At 66.1% G+C, this 15,312-nt stretch carries 16 protein-coding genes; 4 read left to right on the forward strand and 12 right to left on the reverse strand.

All coding sequences use genetic code 11. The features are described 5' to 3' along the window. Positions 1-5 precede the first annotated feature (5 nt). On the reverse strand, positions 6-1,028 hold the full coding sequence (locus tag AC05QJ_RS12490; RefSeq protein WP_476747149.1) for an ABC transporter substrate-binding protein: 1,023 nt from the start codon (positions 1,026-1,028) through the stop codon (positions 6-8). Positions 1,029-1,229: 201 nt separating this feature from the next. Between AC05QJ_RS12490 and AC05QJ_RS12495 the strand changes: the two genes are divergently transcribed. The 4 genes from AC05QJ_RS12495 (at position 1,230) to AC05QJ_RS12510 (ending at position 5,193) form a co-directional block, all read left to right on the forward strand. Further along, positions 1,230-2,084 carry a hypothetical protein gene (locus tag AC05QJ_RS12495; RefSeq protein ID WP_476747150.1) on the forward strand — a complete coding sequence of 285 codons (855 nt, stop codon included), beginning with the start codon at positions 1,230-1,232 and terminating at the stop codon, positions 2,082-2,084. A gap of 47 nt (positions 2,085-2,131) precedes the next feature. After that, positions 2,132-3,463 (forward strand): endonuclease/exonuclease/phosphatase family protein, encoded by a 1,332-nt coding sequence (locus AC05QJ_RS12500; protein WP_476747151.1) that lies wholly within the window; start codon positions 2,132-2,134, stop codon positions 3,461-3,463. 108 nt (positions 3,464-3,571) lie between these two features. Then, positions 3,572-4,123, forward strand: coding sequence for a hydrolase (locus AC05QJ_RS12505; protein WP_476747152.1), 552 nt, complete (start codon positions 3,572-3,574; stop codon positions 4,121-4,123). Beyond that, a complete protein-coding gene (locus AC05QJ_RS12510) occupies positions 4,120-5,193 on the forward strand; it encodes a DUF1615 domain-containing protein (protein ID WP_476747923.1) in 1,074 nt (357 codons plus the stop codon). Before AC05QJ_RS12505 ends, AC05QJ_RS12510 begins: the two co-directional genes overlap by 4 nt. Before the next feature lie 120 nt (positions 5,194-5,313). Here the strand turns inward: AC05QJ_RS12510 and AC05QJ_RS12515 are convergent, their stop codons facing one another. The 11 genes from AC05QJ_RS12515 to pvdM all read right to left on the reverse strand — a co-directional run bounded on the left by AC05QJ_RS12515 (position 5,314) and on the right by pvdM (position 15,290). Next, positions 5,314-6,234, reverse strand: coding sequence for a metal ABC transporter substrate-binding protein (locus tag AC05QJ_RS12515; protein WP_476747153.1), 921 nt, complete (start codon positions 6,232-6,234; stop codon positions 5,314-5,316). Further along, positions 6,231-7,130: a metal ABC transporter permease gene (locus tag AC05QJ_RS12520; RefSeq protein ID WP_476747154.1), complete on the reverse strand. Its 900-nt coding sequence runs from the start codon at positions 7,128-7,130 to the stop codon at positions 6,231-6,233. The genes AC05QJ_RS12515 and AC05QJ_RS12520 overlap by 4 nt, the downstream gene beginning before the upstream one ends. Further along, positions 7,130-7,879 (reverse strand): metal ABC transporter ATP-binding protein, encoded by a 750-nt coding sequence (locus AC05QJ_RS12525; RefSeq protein ID WP_476747155.1) that lies wholly within the window; start codon positions 7,877-7,879, stop codon positions 7,130-7,132. The genes AC05QJ_RS12520 and AC05QJ_RS12525 overlap by 1 nt, the downstream gene beginning before the upstream one ends. Next, positions 7,876-8,790 (reverse strand): metal ABC transporter solute-binding protein, Zn/Mn family, encoded by a 915-nt coding sequence (locus tag AC05QJ_RS12530; protein WP_476747156.1) that lies wholly within the window; start codon positions 8,788-8,790, stop codon positions 7,876-7,878. The genes AC05QJ_RS12525 and AC05QJ_RS12530 overlap by 4 nt, the downstream gene beginning before the upstream one ends. Before the next feature lie 16 nt (positions 8,791-8,806). Next, positions 8,807-9,376: a DUF6162 family protein gene (locus AC05QJ_RS12535; protein ID WP_476747157.1), complete on the reverse strand. Its 570-nt coding sequence runs from the start codon at positions 9,374-9,376 to the stop codon at positions 8,807-8,809. Next, positions 9,373-9,696, reverse strand: coding sequence for a hypothetical protein (locus AC05QJ_RS12540; protein ID WP_476747158.1), 324 nt, complete (start codon positions 9,694-9,696; stop codon positions 9,373-9,375). Before AC05QJ_RS12540 ends, AC05QJ_RS12535 begins: the two co-directional genes overlap by 4 nt. Further along, positions 9,693-10,238 (reverse strand): thiamine pyrophosphate-binding protein, encoded by a 546-nt coding sequence (locus tag AC05QJ_RS12545; protein ID WP_476747159.1) that lies wholly within the window; start codon positions 10,236-10,238, stop codon positions 9,693-9,695. Before AC05QJ_RS12545 ends, AC05QJ_RS12540 begins: the two co-directional genes overlap by 4 nt. Beyond that, positions 10,235-11,437: a PepSY-associated TM helix domain-containing protein gene (locus AC05QJ_RS12550; RefSeq protein ID WP_476747160.1), complete on the reverse strand. Its 1,203-nt coding sequence runs from the start codon at positions 11,435-11,437 to the stop codon at positions 10,235-10,237. The genes AC05QJ_RS12545 and AC05QJ_RS12550 overlap by 4 nt, the downstream gene beginning before the upstream one ends. A 312-nt stretch (positions 11,438-11,749) precedes the next feature. Beyond that, positions 11,750-12,616 carry a dihydropyoverdine dehydrogenase gene (gene pvdO, locus AC05QJ_RS12555; protein ID WP_476747161.1) on the reverse strand — a complete coding sequence of 289 codons (867 nt, stop codon included), beginning with the start codon at positions 12,614-12,616 and terminating at the stop codon, positions 11,750-11,752. A gap of 14 nt (positions 12,617-12,630) precedes the next feature. Further along, on the reverse strand, positions 12,631-13,920 hold the full coding sequence (gene pvdN / locus AC05QJ_RS12560; RefSeq protein ID WP_476747163.1) for a pyoverdine-tailoring periplasmic protein PvdN: 1,290 nt from the start codon (positions 13,918-13,920) through the stop codon (positions 12,631-12,633). A 17-nt stretch (positions 13,921-13,937) separates the two neighbouring features. Continuing rightward, on the reverse strand, positions 13,938-15,290 hold the full coding sequence (gene pvdM, locus AC05QJ_RS12565; protein ID WP_476747164.1) for a pyoverdine-tailoring dipeptidase-like protein PvdM: 1,353 nt from the start codon (positions 15,288-15,290) through the stop codon (positions 13,938-13,940). Positions 15,291-15,312 lie beyond the last annotated feature (22 nt).

Raw genomic sequence — 15,312 nt, forward strand, 5'->3', positions numbered from 1 at the left:
GGCGCCTAACGGCGCCGCGCCTGTTCCTGGGCAAGGGCCGCCGAGACCTTGTCGGCCACCTCTTTCGGGACCCAGGACTGCCAGAGCTGCGGCGTGTTTTGCAGGAATGCCCGGGCGGCTTCCGCCGGTGGCTGGCGTTTCTCGCTCATCTCGGCGAGGGCCCGGTTCAGGGTGTCGATCGGCAGGTCGACCCTGGCGAAGCACTCCACCAGTTCGGGATACTGCTGACGGAACGCCGCCGACACCCCGATGGACAGTTTCGCCGGCAACGAGCGGCTGCCCCGGGGGTGCGGGTGGCTGGCATCGGTGAGGGTCGCCCAGGCGGCGGGATCAAAGGGCGGCTCTTCCAGTCGCAGCAACTTGAAGCGCCCCATCAGCGGCGTGGGTGACCAGTAGTAGAACAGCACCGGCTTGTGCCGACGTATCGCCGACGTGATCTCGGCATCCAGCGCTGCCCCCGAACCGCTGCGGAAGTTCACGTACAGGTCATCGAGGCCATAGGCTTTCAGCTTCTGGCTGTTGACCGTTTCCGAGGTCCAGCCGCTGGGGCTGTTGAGAAAGCGGCCTTTGCCGGGCGCTTCCGGGTCTTCGAAGACCTTGGGGTAGCGCTTGAGGTCGGTCACCGTGCGCAGGTCCGGGGCCATTGGCGCGATACCCTGTTGCGGATCGCCCTTGACCACGTATTCCGGCACCCACCAGCCTTCATCGGCGTTCTTCACCGTGTCGCCGACGGCGAACACCTGCCCGGCCTGCTCGGCTTTCACCCACGCCGGGCTGCGGCCAGCCCATTCCTCGGCGATTACCTGAATGTCATTGCGGGCCAGCGCCACCTCCATGCTGACGGTGCTGCCGGGCAGGGTATCGGTGGGGTAGCCGAAACCGTGCTCGACGATGAAGCGCAGCAGTTCGGTGGTGAAACTGCCGCTCTCCCAGGTGATGTCGCCGAAGTGGATCGGGGTCGGCGCGGCCCGTGTGACAGGGCTGAAGGCGAGCAGGGCGGAGCAGAACAGCAGGAGTAGCCGGTTCATGGTGCTGGACTCGCGCAGAAGGAAGGTTGCAAGTGTAGACAAGCGGCGTCGGGCGGGGTTCGAAGGAAACCCTGGCCGGGGCCTGGTTGCAAAACCGTCGGAGAAAGGCCCGATTCGTACGGCCCGGAGGGATGGCGAATGGCTTCAGGCGCGGGGCGCAAGCGCTTTACTCGCTGACTCGCTCACTGGAGAAGGCAACCCATGAACCTCTATCTCACCCAAACTACATCGTGCTTCCTGGACAACGCCCTCAAAACCCCGGCGGAATCGGAACAAGGGTGCCGCGTCACCGAATTCGAGGGCAGGCTGTACTGCGTCTACATCGATGGAAGCAGCCTTCCGGGCCGGCCGAAATACATGCGCTGGACCCCGGCAGCGGGCTGGAGCGAGCCGCAGTCGGTCTTCGAGGAACTGCGTACCCATCATGTGCCGCATATCTTCACGTTCAACGGCGCGTTGCACGTTCTGGCCATCAGTGAGCTGGGGAGTACCGTGCTGGCGACCTACGACACCGCTTTGCGCCAATTCGTGATTCAGGACGCGCCGGGCTTGCCTTCGCGGGTGGTCATGACCCCAGGCACTGTCGTGCATTCGGGACGGCTGTACCTGTTTTACCGTTGGGAAAGCGGCAATGTGTTCTACGTCACCACCCCTGACCTTAAAAGCTGGACACGCTCGACAACGGTGATGGACGACATGGTTCCCATCCGTGCCAGCGTCAGCCCGGTGGTCGTCGAGTATCAGGGGTTGATCCATCTGCTCTACAAGGCCAGTGATGGTTACTACCTGATCAAGATCAGTGGCGAACACAGTACCCGACCTCAGTTGCTGGTCGCCCAGGATGACGGGCCTTCAGTTGGCGCCGTGGTCCACAACGGTTTGTTGAAGGTACTGGTGGTCTGCAAAAACAACGGGGTCGGAGAACTTCATCAGTTCGGCTACGACGGCAATGCGATCGGCCTGCCTGTTCGCAGCAGCACGGTGGATGCCGACGCGAGTCCAGGCGTCGCGGTACTCAACGACACCCTCGTGGTGGTCTACCGCGTAAAGCCCTGAACAAGGGGATCGTTCGCCATTGTTTTTCCTGGCTCAGGAGTTCCTACATGCCTGTTGATGCTTCGATACGAAACTACATCGACAACGCGCTGCAGCCGATCATGGACGATGACCTGTTCATCGCCCAGTTCGAGATCATTGTGCTCGATATCCTGCGGTTGCTCACCACATGCCCCGAAGATGCCCGCCACACTGCGGCCTACCTCATCCATCGCCTGTCGCTGCTGTACATGCGCTCCCGGAACGAAGCGCTGCAGGCGCGTCGGGCCCAGGGTATCGGCACCGTGTTGCGCAGGGTCTACAACCACCGCACACCCATCGGCCAGATCGGGCGCGTCTCACGGGCGGACGGCTACCCGGTGCTGGTGATGTTCTACCAGATTCACCATGGATTGATCCTCAATGGCCTGCAGGCCGAAGAGGGCCCGGCGCAGCAGGATGCGTTCGACGCCTTGCGCCTGTTGCAGATCATCGTGGGTGCTGCCTATGGTCCCTGGCACAGTTGCATTCGCCTGCAAGGGGCCATTGCCGATTACCACCATGCGCGGGTGGCAACGCCCGAAGGTTCACCGGTGGTGGAGATCGGGCGCGCCAGGCGCCGCGCTCCGTTCACCCTGCATGTCTCGACCTGGAACCTGCAGGGATCGTCGCTCGGTTCCGAGGCCAAGTGGCGCACCGCCGTGCTGCAACTGGCGCGGGCCAACCACGTCGTGGTGGTCCAGGAAGCCGGTGCGGTGCCGCCGTCGGCCCGCTTGATCATGCGCCACCGGGTCCAGGACCAGTACGGCCATCAGCATGAGGTCGGCCAGCACGTCTGGCAGGCCGGCACGGCCACCCGGCCGGAGTGGTATGACGTGTTTTTCCTCGATGTGCAGCGCCTGCGGGTCAACCTGGCCATTGTGGTGGCGCAATCGTCGGGATTCGACCTGGACGGTGTCGTGGTGGTGTCCGATGGGTTGGTGGGCAGCGGCGGTGTTCCGGATTATCGGCCGGCATTGGGCGTACGCCTGGTGCATGGCACGGCGGAGCCGATCACGGTGTACAACGTTCACGCGCTCTCCGGTGGCGGCGCCAATGCGCCGCGCCTACTGCGTGAGGTGAGCTGGCACGGCGGGACCGCGTTCGTCATGCTGGGCGACTTCAACCGCGACCCGCGTCCGCCGACCGAAGCGCCGTCAGGGGCCGGCAACTGGGTGTCGCCGCCGCAGATCGCCCGCGTCGAGCCTGCCGCAGGCGATACCCATCCCGGTACCTCGGCCCGTGCGATGCTCGACTATGCCGTTGTCAACGGCTCCACCGAGCCGGTCGCTCCCGGCGAGGTCGGGGTGCCGGGGCCGTCGGATCATTTGCCGGTGAGGTACGCGATCAGGTTCACCTGACGCTGCTGCCCCGGAGGCGGGCATGCGCTTCCCGAGCCTGCGGAGGTTGCCAGCATCGGCTGAGCGTTCCATAGTCGGCCTTTCCCCGACTGCAAGGATTCTCGCGCAATGCTGATCGACGCCTCCCGGGCCACGCTGCTGGTCATCGACGTTCAGGAAAAACTCATCGGCGCGGTCAGCGACCCCGCCGGCACCCTGGCCCGGACCCGCTGGCTGCTGGCCGCGACCGCCGAGCTGGGGGTGCCGACGGTGATTTCCGAGCAGTACCCCAAAGGCCTTGGCCAGACCGTGGCCAGCCTGCTTGAGGCAGCGCCGGGCGCCATCGTGGTGGAGAAGCAGCACTTTTCCTGTGTCGCGGGTGAATGCCTGCCAGAGACGCTGCTGCAGCGCGAGCAGGTGATCGTCTGCGGCATGGAGACCCATGTCTGTGTGCTGCAGACCGTGCTCGAGCTGCGCGAGTCGGGCAAGCAGGTGTTCGTCGTCGCCGATGCCTGCGACAGCCGCACCGCCTTCAGCAAGGCCACGGGGCTCGAGCGCATGCGTGATGCCGGGGCGCAGATCGTCAGCCGCGAGATGGTCCTGTTCGAACTGATGCGCAGCGCCGGACACGAAAAATTCCGCCACATCAGCAAGACCTTCCTGGTGGGAGAGCAGCCCTGAGCGCTCGCTGGCTGGTCGTTGCGCTGCTGGTCGTGGTTGCCGGCTGTACCGGCCAGCGCGGCCCCGAGCAAGCGGCACCGGAGCAGGTGCGCAAGCGGATTGCCGCCCTGCTGCCGGCCAGCGTCAGCGACCGCCAGGGCTGGGCGCGGGACATCGAGACGGCGTTCACGAGCCAGAAGCTCGATCCCAGCCAGTCCAATATCTGTGCGGTGCTGGCGGTGACCGAGCAGGAATCCACCTTCAGCGCCGACCCCAAGGTGCCCAACCTGGGCCGCATCGCCCGCGCTGAGATCGACCGACGCGCCGCCAGGGTGTTCGTGCCCAAGGCGCTGGTGGATGCCGCCCTGGATACCCGCTCGGCCAACGGCAAGACCTGGAACCAGCGCCTGGCCGCGGTACGCAGCGAGCGTGAGCTGAGCCAGCTCTACGATGAGCTGATCGGTTCGCTGCCCTTGGGCAAGACCTTGCTCGGCGGGCTCAACCCGGTGCACACCGGCGGGCCGATGCAGGTCAGCATCGAGTTTGCCCAGGCCCATGCCCGTGGTTATCCCTATACCTACGACGGCAGCCTGCGCAACGAAGTGTTCAGCCGGCGCGGCGGAATGTATTTCGGCATCGCCCACCTGCTGGGGTATCCGGCCAACTACGAGCAGCCGCTGTACCGCTTCGCCGATTTCAATGCGGGGTGGTATGCGAGTCGCAATGCGGCATTCCAGAGCGCGCTGAGCCGGGTCACGGGAGTGGAGCTGGCGCTGGACGGCGACCTGATCGCGCCGGGCTCGATCCTGCCGGGTGCCACCGAACAGGCGGCGCGGCGGCTGGGTGAGCGGTTCGGCATGCGCAACCCGACGATTCGTAGCCAGCTGGAGAAGGGCGACCGTCATGAATTCGAGGAAACCCGCCTGTACCAGCAGGTGATGGCGCTGGCCGACAAGACTGCCGGCAAGCCCGTGCCGCGGGCGGTGTTGCCGGGGATCGAGCTGAAGAGCCCGAAGATCACCCGTCAGTTGACCACGGCGTGGTTCGCCAAACGGGTGGATGAGCGGTATCAGCGCTGCATGAAGCGGTAGCGGGGGGGGTCATCGCTGGCAAGCCAGCCACAACAGATTGGACTGCCAGACGCAGTCCATCCTGTGGGAGCCGGCCTTGCCGGCGATGAGGCCATCAGTCCCTCCACAAAACGGCCGGCTTCACCCCTGACGGCCGACGAGCGCCCCCACCACCTGCTCCACACCCGCCTTCAACCCGGCCAGGGTATCGGCACTGTCGGTATCCACCACCACCAGCTTCGCCCCGGAGGCGGCGATCACCTCGGTCACGGCCTGGCTCGGCTGCTTGTGGTGCAACACCAGCGCCACATCCTGCCCCTTCAATTCATCGCCCAGGTGCTTGAGCTGTTCCGCGCTCCACTGGTCGTCGGCCACCTGCGGATGGTCGATCAGGTCGAGGTTGAGGCCGCCGATGAGGTAGCCAAGGCGATCCGACAGGTTCACCACGCTCAGGTTATCCGCCTCGGCCAGCTTCGCTTCGCTGCTGGCGCTGAGGTCGAGCAACTGGCGTTTGACGCTGGCCAGGTTGGCCTGGATCTTCGCCTGGTCGGCGGGCGACAGACGCCCCAGGTCGTTGGCCAGCACATCGGCCATGCGCCCCAGGTTGGTCGGGTTCAGCCACGGGTAGCCGGAGAACGCGTCGTTGCCCTGCACGGCGATGCCCGGCAGGGCGCCGTCCACCGGCTTGGCCGCGTCGATTTCGACGATGCGGATATTGGTGCGACGCGCCACCGGGTACAGCGGGTCATCGCGCCAGATCGAACGCAGGCCGATCACCGCATCAGCCTGGCCGGCCGCTTTCTGCAGGCTGGGCAGGCCGCGCCCGCTGAAATATGACGGCTGGCGGCTGGCCGGAATGTTGGCCGGCGCTGCCCGCTGCAATTTCACCGAGGTGCCGTCCAGCAGCAGGCTGCCCAGGCCGTAGGTCACCGGCAGCGACGCCAGCACGGTAATGCCGGCGCGCTGTTGCGCAGCCGGTGGGGTCGCCGCCTGGACGACGCTGGCGAGGGGCAGGCCGGCCAGCAGCAGGGCCAGGCTCAGGTGCTTGAGGGTAGGAGTCATGCCGGGTTTCCTTGCAGGCGGGGAATCACGCCGCGCGCCAGCGCGGCGAGGGCGAAGAAGCTGCCAGCGACCAGAATGATCGCTGCACCCGAAGGCACGGGCAGGTCGAAGACGATGGGCAGGAGGATACCGATCAGGGTGCTGAAGGTGGCGATCAGTACCGAGGCCCAGAAGAAGCCCTTGAGCGACTGGCTCACCAGCCGCGCCGCTGCCGCCGGAATCACCAGCAGCGCCCCCACCAGGATGGCGCCGATGACTTTCACCGCCGCCACGGTGACCAGGGTCACCAGCACCACGAACAGGTAGTCCAGGCTCTTCACCGCGACGCCGCGCACGGCTGCCAGTTGCGGATTGAAACTGGCCAGCATGATGCGGTTGTACAGCGGCAGGGCCAGGCCCAGCACCAGTGCGCCGACGATGCCCAGTACCACCAGGTCGTGGCCGCTGACGGTCAGCACCGAGCCGAACAGCACGTTCTCGAGGATGTGCACGTTAATCTTGCCGGCCAGCATCAGCAGCAGGCTCGCGCCCAAGGCCAGCGACACCGAGAGGAACACGCCGATCAGGGTGTCTGGTGACAGACCGGTGCGGTTGCGCAGGAAGTTGAGCAGGATGCCGAACAGCAGGCAGTAGCCGAACAGGCTGCCGTAGGGGCCGGTGTAGGGCTCGCCGAGCAGGATGCCGATGGCCACGCCGGTCAGCGCCGCGTGGCCCACGGCTTCGGAGAAGAAGGCGAAGCGCTTGACTACCACCAGGGTGCCGAGGCCGCCCAGTACCGGTCCGATCATCAACCCGGCGAGCAGGGCGTTGACCACGAAGCCATAGGCCAGGGCCTCGGGCAGGTAGCCGGAGGCGGCCCAGCCCTGGATCAGCAGGCGAAATTCTTCGTAGTTCATCAGGCGGTGCTCTCGCTGCGCGGGTGGATGGAAAACAGGCCGAGCAGCCGCTCGGGCGTCAGCGCTTCTTTGGGCGGCGCGTCGAACAGCACCCGCCGGCTCAGGCCGGTGACGCGGTCGGCGAGGCGGGTCACTGCTTCCAGGTCGTGTTCGATCCACAGCACGGTGGTGCCGGCCTGGCGCCACTCCTGCAGCAGCCGTTCGAACACCTGGATACCGGCCTCGTCCAGTGCCGACATCGGCTCGTCCAGCACCAGCAGCTGTGGCGCCGGGATCAGCCCCTGAGCCAGCAGCACGCGCTGGCGCTCGCCGCCAGACAGCGCGCCCATGCGCCGCTTGCGCTTGTCGAGCATGCCGACCCGCTCCAGCGCTGCGTCGATGGCCGGCGTCACCCGACGCGACAGACCGAGGAAGGCCGGGGTGCGCTGGCACATGGCGGCCATGAAGTCATCGACGGTCATCGGCAGGCCACGGTCGAACTCCAGCGACTGCGGCACGTAGCCGATCACCTGGGCCGCGTCCGGCCAGTCCAGGGCCAGGCGGCCCTGATGCGGCATCTGGCCGAGCAGGGTCTTGATCAGCGAGCTCTTGCCGCCGCCGTTGGGACCGACGATGGCATGTACGGTGCCGGCCGCCACGTTGAAGCTGACCTGATCGAGGATGCGCGTGCGGCCGAGGGTCAGGTCGATGCCGGCGAACTCGATGGACGGGCCGCGGGGCGTGGCGAACACGTTCTCGGCGACGGTCATGCCTGGTTCTCCTTGATCGCGCGGACCACGGTGTCGAGGTTGCGCTTCATCTCCACCTCGTATTTCTCCTTGGTGTACTCGCCGTAGGAGATATGGGTCAGCGGGTACAGTTTGACCCCGGCTTCGCGCTGGATGGTCTCGACGTAGGCGGAGGGGAAGTCCATCTCGGAGAAGATCACCTTCACGTCCAGCGCGTGCAGTTGGTCGATGGTTTTCTTCAGTTGCGCCGGGCTCGGCTCGATACCGTGGGCCGGCTCGACCACCGCGGTGACTTCCAGGCCGAACTCGCGCACCAGGTAGTCGTAGGCGGCGTGGATGGTGGCGACGCGGAACGACGGGTTCGGTGCTTCGGTCAGTTGCGCCAGGGCGTCGGCGCGCAGCTTGCGCAGGCGCTTGGCGTACTCGCGGGCGTTCTGGCTGTAGTACTTGGCGTTGTCCGGGTCGAGCTTGCCCAGTTCGCGGGCGATGTTGTTGATCTGCGCGATGGAGGCACTGATGGACAGGAAGGTGTGCGGGTTGACCACCTTGCCGGCGCCACGGGCGGCGATCCCGGTGGCCGCCAGCAGCGGCACGTTGGCGTTGGATTCGATGGTGGCGATGCCCGGCTTTTCACTGGCGGCGATCATGCGGTCGGCAAAATCGTCGTGACCGACGCCGTTGAGCACCACCACGTCCAGCGAGCCGATGCGCTTGATGTCTTCGGCGCGGGGCTCGTAGGCGTGGGGATTGAAGCCGGCCGGAATCAGCGGCACCACCTCGGCGCGGTCGCCGACGATATTGCTGACGTAGCTGTAGTAAGGGTGCAGGGTGATGCCGATGCGCAGCGGCTTGCCGTTTTCGGCGAGGGCCAGGGCAGGCAGGGCGAGGGCGACGAACAGGCTGAAAACACGGACGAGGGCGGAGCGGAGCATGGGCATTCCTTGGCGGTCAGTGCTGATGCTGGCGGGTGACACCGGCGTCATAGTGGGCGGCGATCTGCTTCCAGCCGCCGGCTTGCAGGGCGCTGGTGGTCAGTTCGGCGGGCAGGGCGGGCTCGACGTCGCGGTTGAGCCAGACGTCGGCAGCGCCGTCGTGGGCCTCGGGCACCAGCAACAGGAAGCTGCCGGCGGTGTCCGGACGCGGGCTCAGGCCCAGGTAGGCGTTGCCGGGTACGGCGCGCCACTGGTGGGCGCCCCGGGTGACGCTGCTGGCGTCTGTGACGAAGGGCGCAAAGCCTTCTTCGACCAGCAACTCGACGCTGGCCAGGCCCGGTTCTTCTTCACGGCGCGCCTGGATCTCGTCGAAGGCCACCCGCAGGTCGGTGTAAATGCCTTGCTCGGCGGCGTTGAGGTCGCGGCGGGCATCGAGTTGATGGGCCTCGATCGCGGTTTCGTCCTGGCGCTCGCCGCGCAGTGTCACCACCGTAGCGGCCAGCGCCAGGATCAGCAGGCTGAACAGCAGTACATAGAGGGTTTCATGCCCAGCGCCGGCCGGGCGCACCACCTGGACCCGGCTCATGGTTCACCGATGTCGGCGTAGTCGATTTCCACGACGTGGCCGGGACCGGCGTCGAACAGCACGTAGAACTCGCCGGCGGGGCGCTTGAAGGTCAGGGTCGAGTCGTCGCCCAGCTTGCCGGGTACCAGCACGGTTTCGTCGTAGCCGATCACATCCAGGGTCACGCCGGGGGCGCCGCTGCCATCGGAAAAGCCGCCGGTGCACTTGATCTGCTCGCCTTCGATCGGTTCGCACTGGCACATCGGGTTGTGCGCCATCGCCGGGCCCGCCAGGCCCAGCAGCAACAGAGGCAGGGCGAGCCTGCCGGCCTTGAGTTTCATCGTTTGCCTCCTTGTTTGTTCAGCCAGGCGACGGTCGCCGGGGATGCCTTGGCCAGCGGGACCGAGGCCTGGTGCATGCTGCCGTCCCAGCCTTCGACGGTGATCCACAGTTCGGCGTCGGCGCGGGTGCGTTCGGGAACGGGCAGGCTGGTGCCCATGCGGTAGGTGTTGCCGAAGAAGATCGTCCCGGCGGCGCGCAGGCTGCGGGGTTTGCCGATCCGCAGGTAGACGGCCTTGACCTCGCTGCCGCAGGTGTTGCACAGCGCGGCGTTGAAGGCCTTGAAGTAGCCGGCCGGCCCGTCCTGGCGCGGTGCTTCGTCGCGCAGTTCGGCGAGGGTCAGGCTCCAGGGGCCGACCTGGATGTTTTCGATGGGCGTCGCGCCGAGGCCGCTTTCGCCGCGGAACAGCTTCTGGTCGGCGAAGTACTTGGGCATGAAGCCCAGCGGAATCAGCAACAGCAGGATGTTGAGGTGGAAGCGCCATTTCAGCCACCACTGCTTCAGCGGGCTCGGGGTGGCGATGGCGGTCTGGGCCTGGCTCATGGCTGCACCTCCGTTGCGGTTTCCTGGGCGACCTTGCGCGGCCGCGGTTTCTTCTCGCTGCGCTTGAGCGCGGCGGCGGTGGCCTGGGCGGTACGCTTGGTCCAGATCAGCAGGCCGCTGAGCACCATCATCGACAGGATCAGGCCGAAGAAGGCCCAGATCAGCTTGATGGTCAGGCCGCCGAAATCACCGGTGTGCAGCGGACGCATGGATTCGGTGACGAACTCCAGGGCCGAGCGGTCGGAGACCAGGAACGAGGCATCGACCTTCTGGGTGTAGGGGTTGACGTTGGCGGTCTGGAACATCAGCGGATACCAGCCGCGTCCGCCCAGGTAGATGTGGCCGTAGGCGTTGGACGGCAGTTGCGCGAAGGTCACGTCCAGGCCGGGAATCTGCGTGGTGGCGATGCGCGTGGCTTCGTCCAGGTCGATGCGCTGCACCGGCGCGCGGCTGTCGGACAGCGGCACGTCCTCGCGGGCGATGACCGGGGTGATCGGCTCGGTGGAAATGGTGATGTGGTTGTCGCCGAGGATCGCCTGGATCAGGAACCAGGTGCCGGTGATGGAAATGACCGCGATGAACCAGATCGACCAGATGCCGCTCAGGCGATGGAAATCGCCCCAGAAGATCCGCGCGCCGTGGTTGAAGCGCAGTACCGGTTTGAAAAAGCCTTTCCAGAATTTCTTGTAGACCACCAGCCCGGTGACCAGCGACGCCAGCATCGGCAGGCCCAGCAGCGACACCAGGTACCAGCCCCAGCTGTAGCCGTTGGTGAAGGGCACCAGCCACCAGCCGTGCAGGGCGCGGGTGAAGCCTTCGAAGTTGAAGTCCGGGCTCTTGCCCTGGATCGCCCCGGTGTAGGGGTTGACGTACAGGGTCGGCGCGGTGCCGTCGGGGAAGGTCACCGCGGCGTTGAGGGCGAAGTGCGAGCCGTCGGGTTGACTGATGAAGCGCACGGCCATGTCCGGCTCGGCCTTGTGCAGGGCATCGAGCACCTGCTGGAAGCTCAGCCGCTCGGCGTCGCCATCGGGCTTGCTGGCGCGCACGTCGGGGTTGGCCAGCCAGACGATCTCCTGGCTGACCACCGCCAGGGTGCCGGTGACACAGACGATCAGCACGAAGAACCAGATCGGCAGGGCGAGCCAGCTGTGGACGAGGAACCACAACCTGGATTTGGACTTTTTCGATTGTTGGGCCATTGCTTCTGTCTTGTTCGTAAAAAGTGGGGTCGAGCCAACGCTCAACCTGAGGGCTGCACTTATAAGGACGGATGAGAATCGAAAACCCGTCGGTAAAAATGTAAGCAAATGCTTCGGCGACGGTTTTCGGTGTCCGTTTTCGGAAATATCCGGCAGCGCCCGGCAGGTTGGTGTGATGGTCGATGGTCCTCTTTTTACGTCGTCCTCAATGTCCTCATCGCTGCGGTTCGGCGCCCCGACAAGCCAGCTCCCACAAGGCAGGCTTCATTTGTGCGTGAACGATCTGGCTCCGACAGAATTTAGTGCCGCTCGTCAGAGCTCCCGCGCCACCCGGAACCCCAGCCAGTCGCCCCTGGCCCTGGAATGGGCATTGTTGCGGTTGCCCGAGCGGGAGAAGATCGGCGCCTCGCCCCAGTCGTTGCCGCGGATGCTGACGATGTCGCAGTTGGCTTCGGCCCAGGCGCTGCCGTCGGTCGGCGCACCGACGTAGCTGTCGTGGTAGCAGTCGGCGACCCACTCGTAGACGTTGCCGTGCATGTCGTACACGCCGAAGTCGTTGGGCGGATAGCTGCCCACTGGCGAGCTGTAGCTGTAGCCATCCTTCGGCCCGTAGACGTTGGCGTTGCGGCTGATCTCGTAGTCGGCGTCCGGGTCCAGCGGGAAGGGGAAGGGTCCGCTGCTGCCGGCGCGGGCGGCGTATTCGCGCTGGGCCTCGCTGACCAGGCTGTAGCGCTTGCCGGTCTTCTTCGACAGCCAGGCCACGTAGTCCTGCACGTCGTGATAGCTCATGCACACCGCCGGTTGCTTCGGGCCCTGCTTGTAGCGCGGCTTGCTGGCCTTGCATTCGCGGCCGGGGCGGGTGTCGCCGTTGGCGATCTTCGCCCCGGACTCGCGCACGTAGGCGTCCCATTCGCCGGCAGTGACCTGATAGCGACTGATGGCGAAGGGCTTGGCGAAGGTCACCTGATGCAACGGGCCTTCGTCGGGCTGGCGGCCGACTTCGTCTTCCGGGGTGCCCATCATGAAACTGCCGGCCGGCAGCACGACCATGTCCGGGCAGGCGGCCTTGCAGTCGCGCAGCACGGCGCCGGGTTCCTGCGGCGCATTGGCGGCGAGGGCGGGCAGGCTGGCCGCCGCGAGCAGGGCGGCGAGGGTCAGGCGGGAAAGGTTGAGCGTCATGGAAGAGCCTTTTCTCAGAGTTTCTTGATCAGCAGGGCCATCGCCCGGTCGATTTCCTGCTCGTTGTTGAGCAGGCTCGGGGCGAAGCGGATCACCGGGCCGACGTCGCGGTACACCGCATCCACCATCACCTTGTTGTCGCACAGCCAGGCCGCCACGGCGTCGGGGTCGCGGTCCTGGATGCGGAAGAAGGTGAAACCGGCGGAAAACTCGCGGCTTTTCGGCGTGACCAGCTGGATCTGCCGATGCTCCAGCAGGCGCTCCTTGAGCAGGTCGTTGAGCTGGTGGATACGCGCCTGGACGTCGGCCTTGCCCAGTTGCAGGTGCAGCTCGAAGGCCTTGCCCACCGACCAGCGATGCTCGAAGGCGTGGTAGCCGCCGGGGGTCATGATGGTGGCGAAGTCCTCTTCCTGGGAGAAGGTGGCGAAGGTTGGCGTGAGGTGCTGCATTTTTTCCGAGGCGGCGCAGATGATCCCGGTGCCACGGGGGCCGAACATCCACTTGTGGGTGCCGGAGATGAAGTAGTCGCAGTTGAAGTCGGCGAAGCGCATGTCGTCGACGCCGAAGCCGTGCACGCCATCCACCACGTAGAGGATCCGCCGCGACTCGTCGCGGTCACGGTTGTGCCGGCGCACGATCTCGCCGATCTCGCCCACCGGCAGTTTCACGCCGCTGCCCGAATGGACCCAGGTCATCCCGAGCACGCGGGTTTGCGGGCGGATCGCCTGGTCGATGGTGGTCAGCACCTGATCCCTGGAAATCTCCCAGGGGTTGTCGAACAAGCGCAGCTTGCGCACGTTGGTGCCCTCGCGCTGGGTGCGGAAGGCCAGGGACTTGTGGGTGGAATAGTGCTCGTGTTCGGTGGTGAGGATCTCCTGGCCGGCGGCCACGTTCAGGCCGCCATAGATCATGCCCAGGCCCTCGGTGGTGCTGCCGGTGAGGGCGATCTGGCGCGGGCGCACGTCCAGGTAGCGTGCGGCCCATTCGCGGACTTCGCCTTCGCGGTTCCACTCGTACTGGCTCTCCCAGTCCATCAGGGCCGCCGGGTTGCGGTCGATTTCGCGGCGGAAGTGATCGATGGAGTCCTGTACCGGCCGCGGGTGGGCGGTGACCAGGAAGTTGGCAAAGTGCGCGGTGTCGCGGTCCAGCGGGAACAGCTCGCGCAGGTTGCGCCATTTGTCTGCGCCGCTGAGCGGGCCACTGGCCGGCGCTACGGTTGGTGCAGCGTCGGCAAGGCGGCTGGCCAGCGGCAGGCCGGCGCCGAGCACGGCGGCCTGCTTGAGAAAGGTACGACGGTCGGTCATGTGCGGAGGCGTCCGGGTCAGGGGGCGGTGGTGGCGACGGGGCGGGCGGCTTTCTGCACCTGCTCCCAGACCCGCAGGAAGTTGCCACCCCAGAGTTTGGCGATGTCCGCCTCGCTGTAGCCGCGGGTCAGCAGTTCGGCGGTGATGTTGCGAATCTCGCCGACATCCTTCCAGCCGTTCAGGCCGCCGCCGTCATTGAAGTCCGAGGCGATGCCGACATGGTCGATGCCGATTTTCTTCACCGCGTAATCGATGGCGTCGCCGAATTCCTTGAGCCCGGCCTTGGGTTCCTCCTCGACGATGCCGTAGAGGCTGCTGGCGTACTCGCCGAAGCGCGCTTCCGGCCAGATGGTGATCACCGCGTCGCCGGGCATCAGGGCGTTGGCCAACCCCTGCAGCGGCTGCAGGTCGAAGCGCGCCCGCAGTACTTCCAGCTTGTCGAGGGTCGGTTTGCTCAGGGGCTTGATGTAGGTGGGGAAGCCGACGATCTGCACCACCCCGCCGCTGTCCCTGATCAGTTGCAGCTCTTTGTCGCTGAGGTTGCGCGGGATATCCACCAGCGCCCGTGGTGCCGAGTGCGAGGCTACCAGCGGTGTGCGGCTGAGACGGGCGACGTCTTCCAGGGCCAGGGTCGACATCTGCGAGACGTCGATGATCACCCCCAGGTCGTTGAGCCGGCCGACCGCCTGCTCGCCCAGCGGCGACAGGCCGCCGAAGGCGTCGGGGGTGTCATTGAAGAAGGGCAGTGGCCGCGACGAGTCCGACCAGGCGTTGTTGCCGACGTAGTTGAAGCCGAACATGCGCATGCCGCGGGCGGCCCACAGATCCAGCTGGGCCAGGTCGGTGCCGAGCGGATAGGCGTTGAGCATGCTGATGAAAATGGCGAACTTGCCTTCGCCATACAGGCGGCGGAAGTCGTCGGGGCTGTAGGCGATACCGACCTGGTTGGGGAAATCGCGGACCATGCCGGTGATGATCTGGTAACGCACCTCCTGCTCGTGGCGGGCGGCATCGACGAAACCGGGTGTCGGGCGGTGCGGAGCGTTGGGACCGTTCCACATCTCCGGCCAGCCGAAAATGGTCAGTGCCGCGCCTGACAGCCGGCCGCGGCCGGCCTTCACCAGGTCGAACTGGCCGGGGCCGTCCTTGTCCGCTTCGCGCCCGGCGCTGCCGAACTCCAGCGGCACGGTGATATGGCTGTCGAAGGAAATCATGTGCTCGTGCAGGGCGTTGGCCTGCTCGACGATCTTGCGCGGGTAGCCGGCGTCTTCTTTCCAGTACAGCCATCCAGCGGCGGCCGCGCCGAGGGTCACGGCCAGGGCCAGCGGCAGGCCGATGTACAGGGCTTTTCGGGAGCGGGGTCTGGTCATTGCCATCTCGGTCCGATTCGGG

The sequence above is a fragment of the Pseudomonas sp. TUM25319 genome, from assembly GCF_056388475.1.

Bases quoted from the DNA above. Each gene is read 5' to 3' on its own strand.
- pvdN (WP_476747163.1), bottom strand. From the start codon at position 13,920: ATGACCGACCGTCGTACCTTTCTCAAGCAGGCCGCCGTGCTCGGCGCC.
- AC05QJ_RS12540 (WP_476747158.1), bottom strand. From the start codon at position 9,696: ATGAAACTCAAGGCCGGCAGGCTCGCCCTGCCTCTGTTGCTGCTGGGC.
- AC05QJ_RS12490 (WP_476747149.1), bottom strand. From the start codon at position 1,028: ATGAACCGGCTACTCCTGCTGTTCTGCTCCGCCCTGCTCGCCTTCAGC.
- AC05QJ_RS12545 (WP_476747159.1), bottom strand. From the start codon at position 10,238: ATGAGCCAGGCCCAGACCGCCATCGCCACCCCGAGCCCGCTGAAGCAG.
- AC05QJ_RS12535 (WP_476747157.1), bottom strand. From the start codon at position 9,376: ATGAGCCGGGTCCAGGTGGTGCGCCCGGCCGGCGCTGGGCATGAAACC.
- AC05QJ_RS12525 (WP_476747155.1), bottom strand. From the start codon at position 7,879: ATGACCGTCGCCGAGAACGTGTTCGCCACGCCCCGCGGCCCGTCCATC.
- AC05QJ_RS12505 (WP_476747152.1), top strand. From the start codon at position 3,572: ATGCTGATCGACGCCTCCCGGGCCACGCTGCTGGTCATCGACGTTCAG.
- AC05QJ_RS12495 (WP_476747150.1), top strand. From the start codon at position 1,230: ATGAACCTCTATCTCACCCAAACTACATCGTGCTTCCTGGACAACGCC.
- AC05QJ_RS12520 (WP_476747154.1), bottom strand. From the start codon at position 7,130: ATGAACTACGAAGAATTTCGCCTGCTGATCCAGGGCTGGGCCGCCTCC.
- pvdO (WP_476747161.1), bottom strand. From the start codon at position 12,616: ATGACGCTCAACCTTTCCCGCCTGACCCTCGCCGCCCTGCTCGCGGCG.
- AC05QJ_RS12550 (WP_476747160.1), bottom strand. From the start codon at position 11,437: ATGGCCCAACAATCGAAAAAGTCCAAATCCAGGTTGTGGTTCCTCGTC.
- pvdM (WP_476747164.1), bottom strand. From the start codon at position 15,290: ATGACCAGACCCCGCTCCCGAAAAGCCCTGTACATCGGCCTGCCGCTG.
- AC05QJ_RS12530 (WP_476747156.1), bottom strand. From the start codon at position 8,790: ATGCTCCGCTCCGCCCTCGTCCGTGTTTTCAGCCTGTTCGTCGCCCTC.
- AC05QJ_RS12515 (WP_476747153.1), bottom strand. From the start codon at position 6,234: ATGACTCCTACCCTCAAGCACCTGAGCCTGGCCCTGCTGCTGGCCGGC.
- AC05QJ_RS12500 (WP_476747151.1), top strand. From the start codon at position 2,132: ATGCCTGTTGATGCTTCGATACGAAACTACATCGACAACGCGCTGCAG.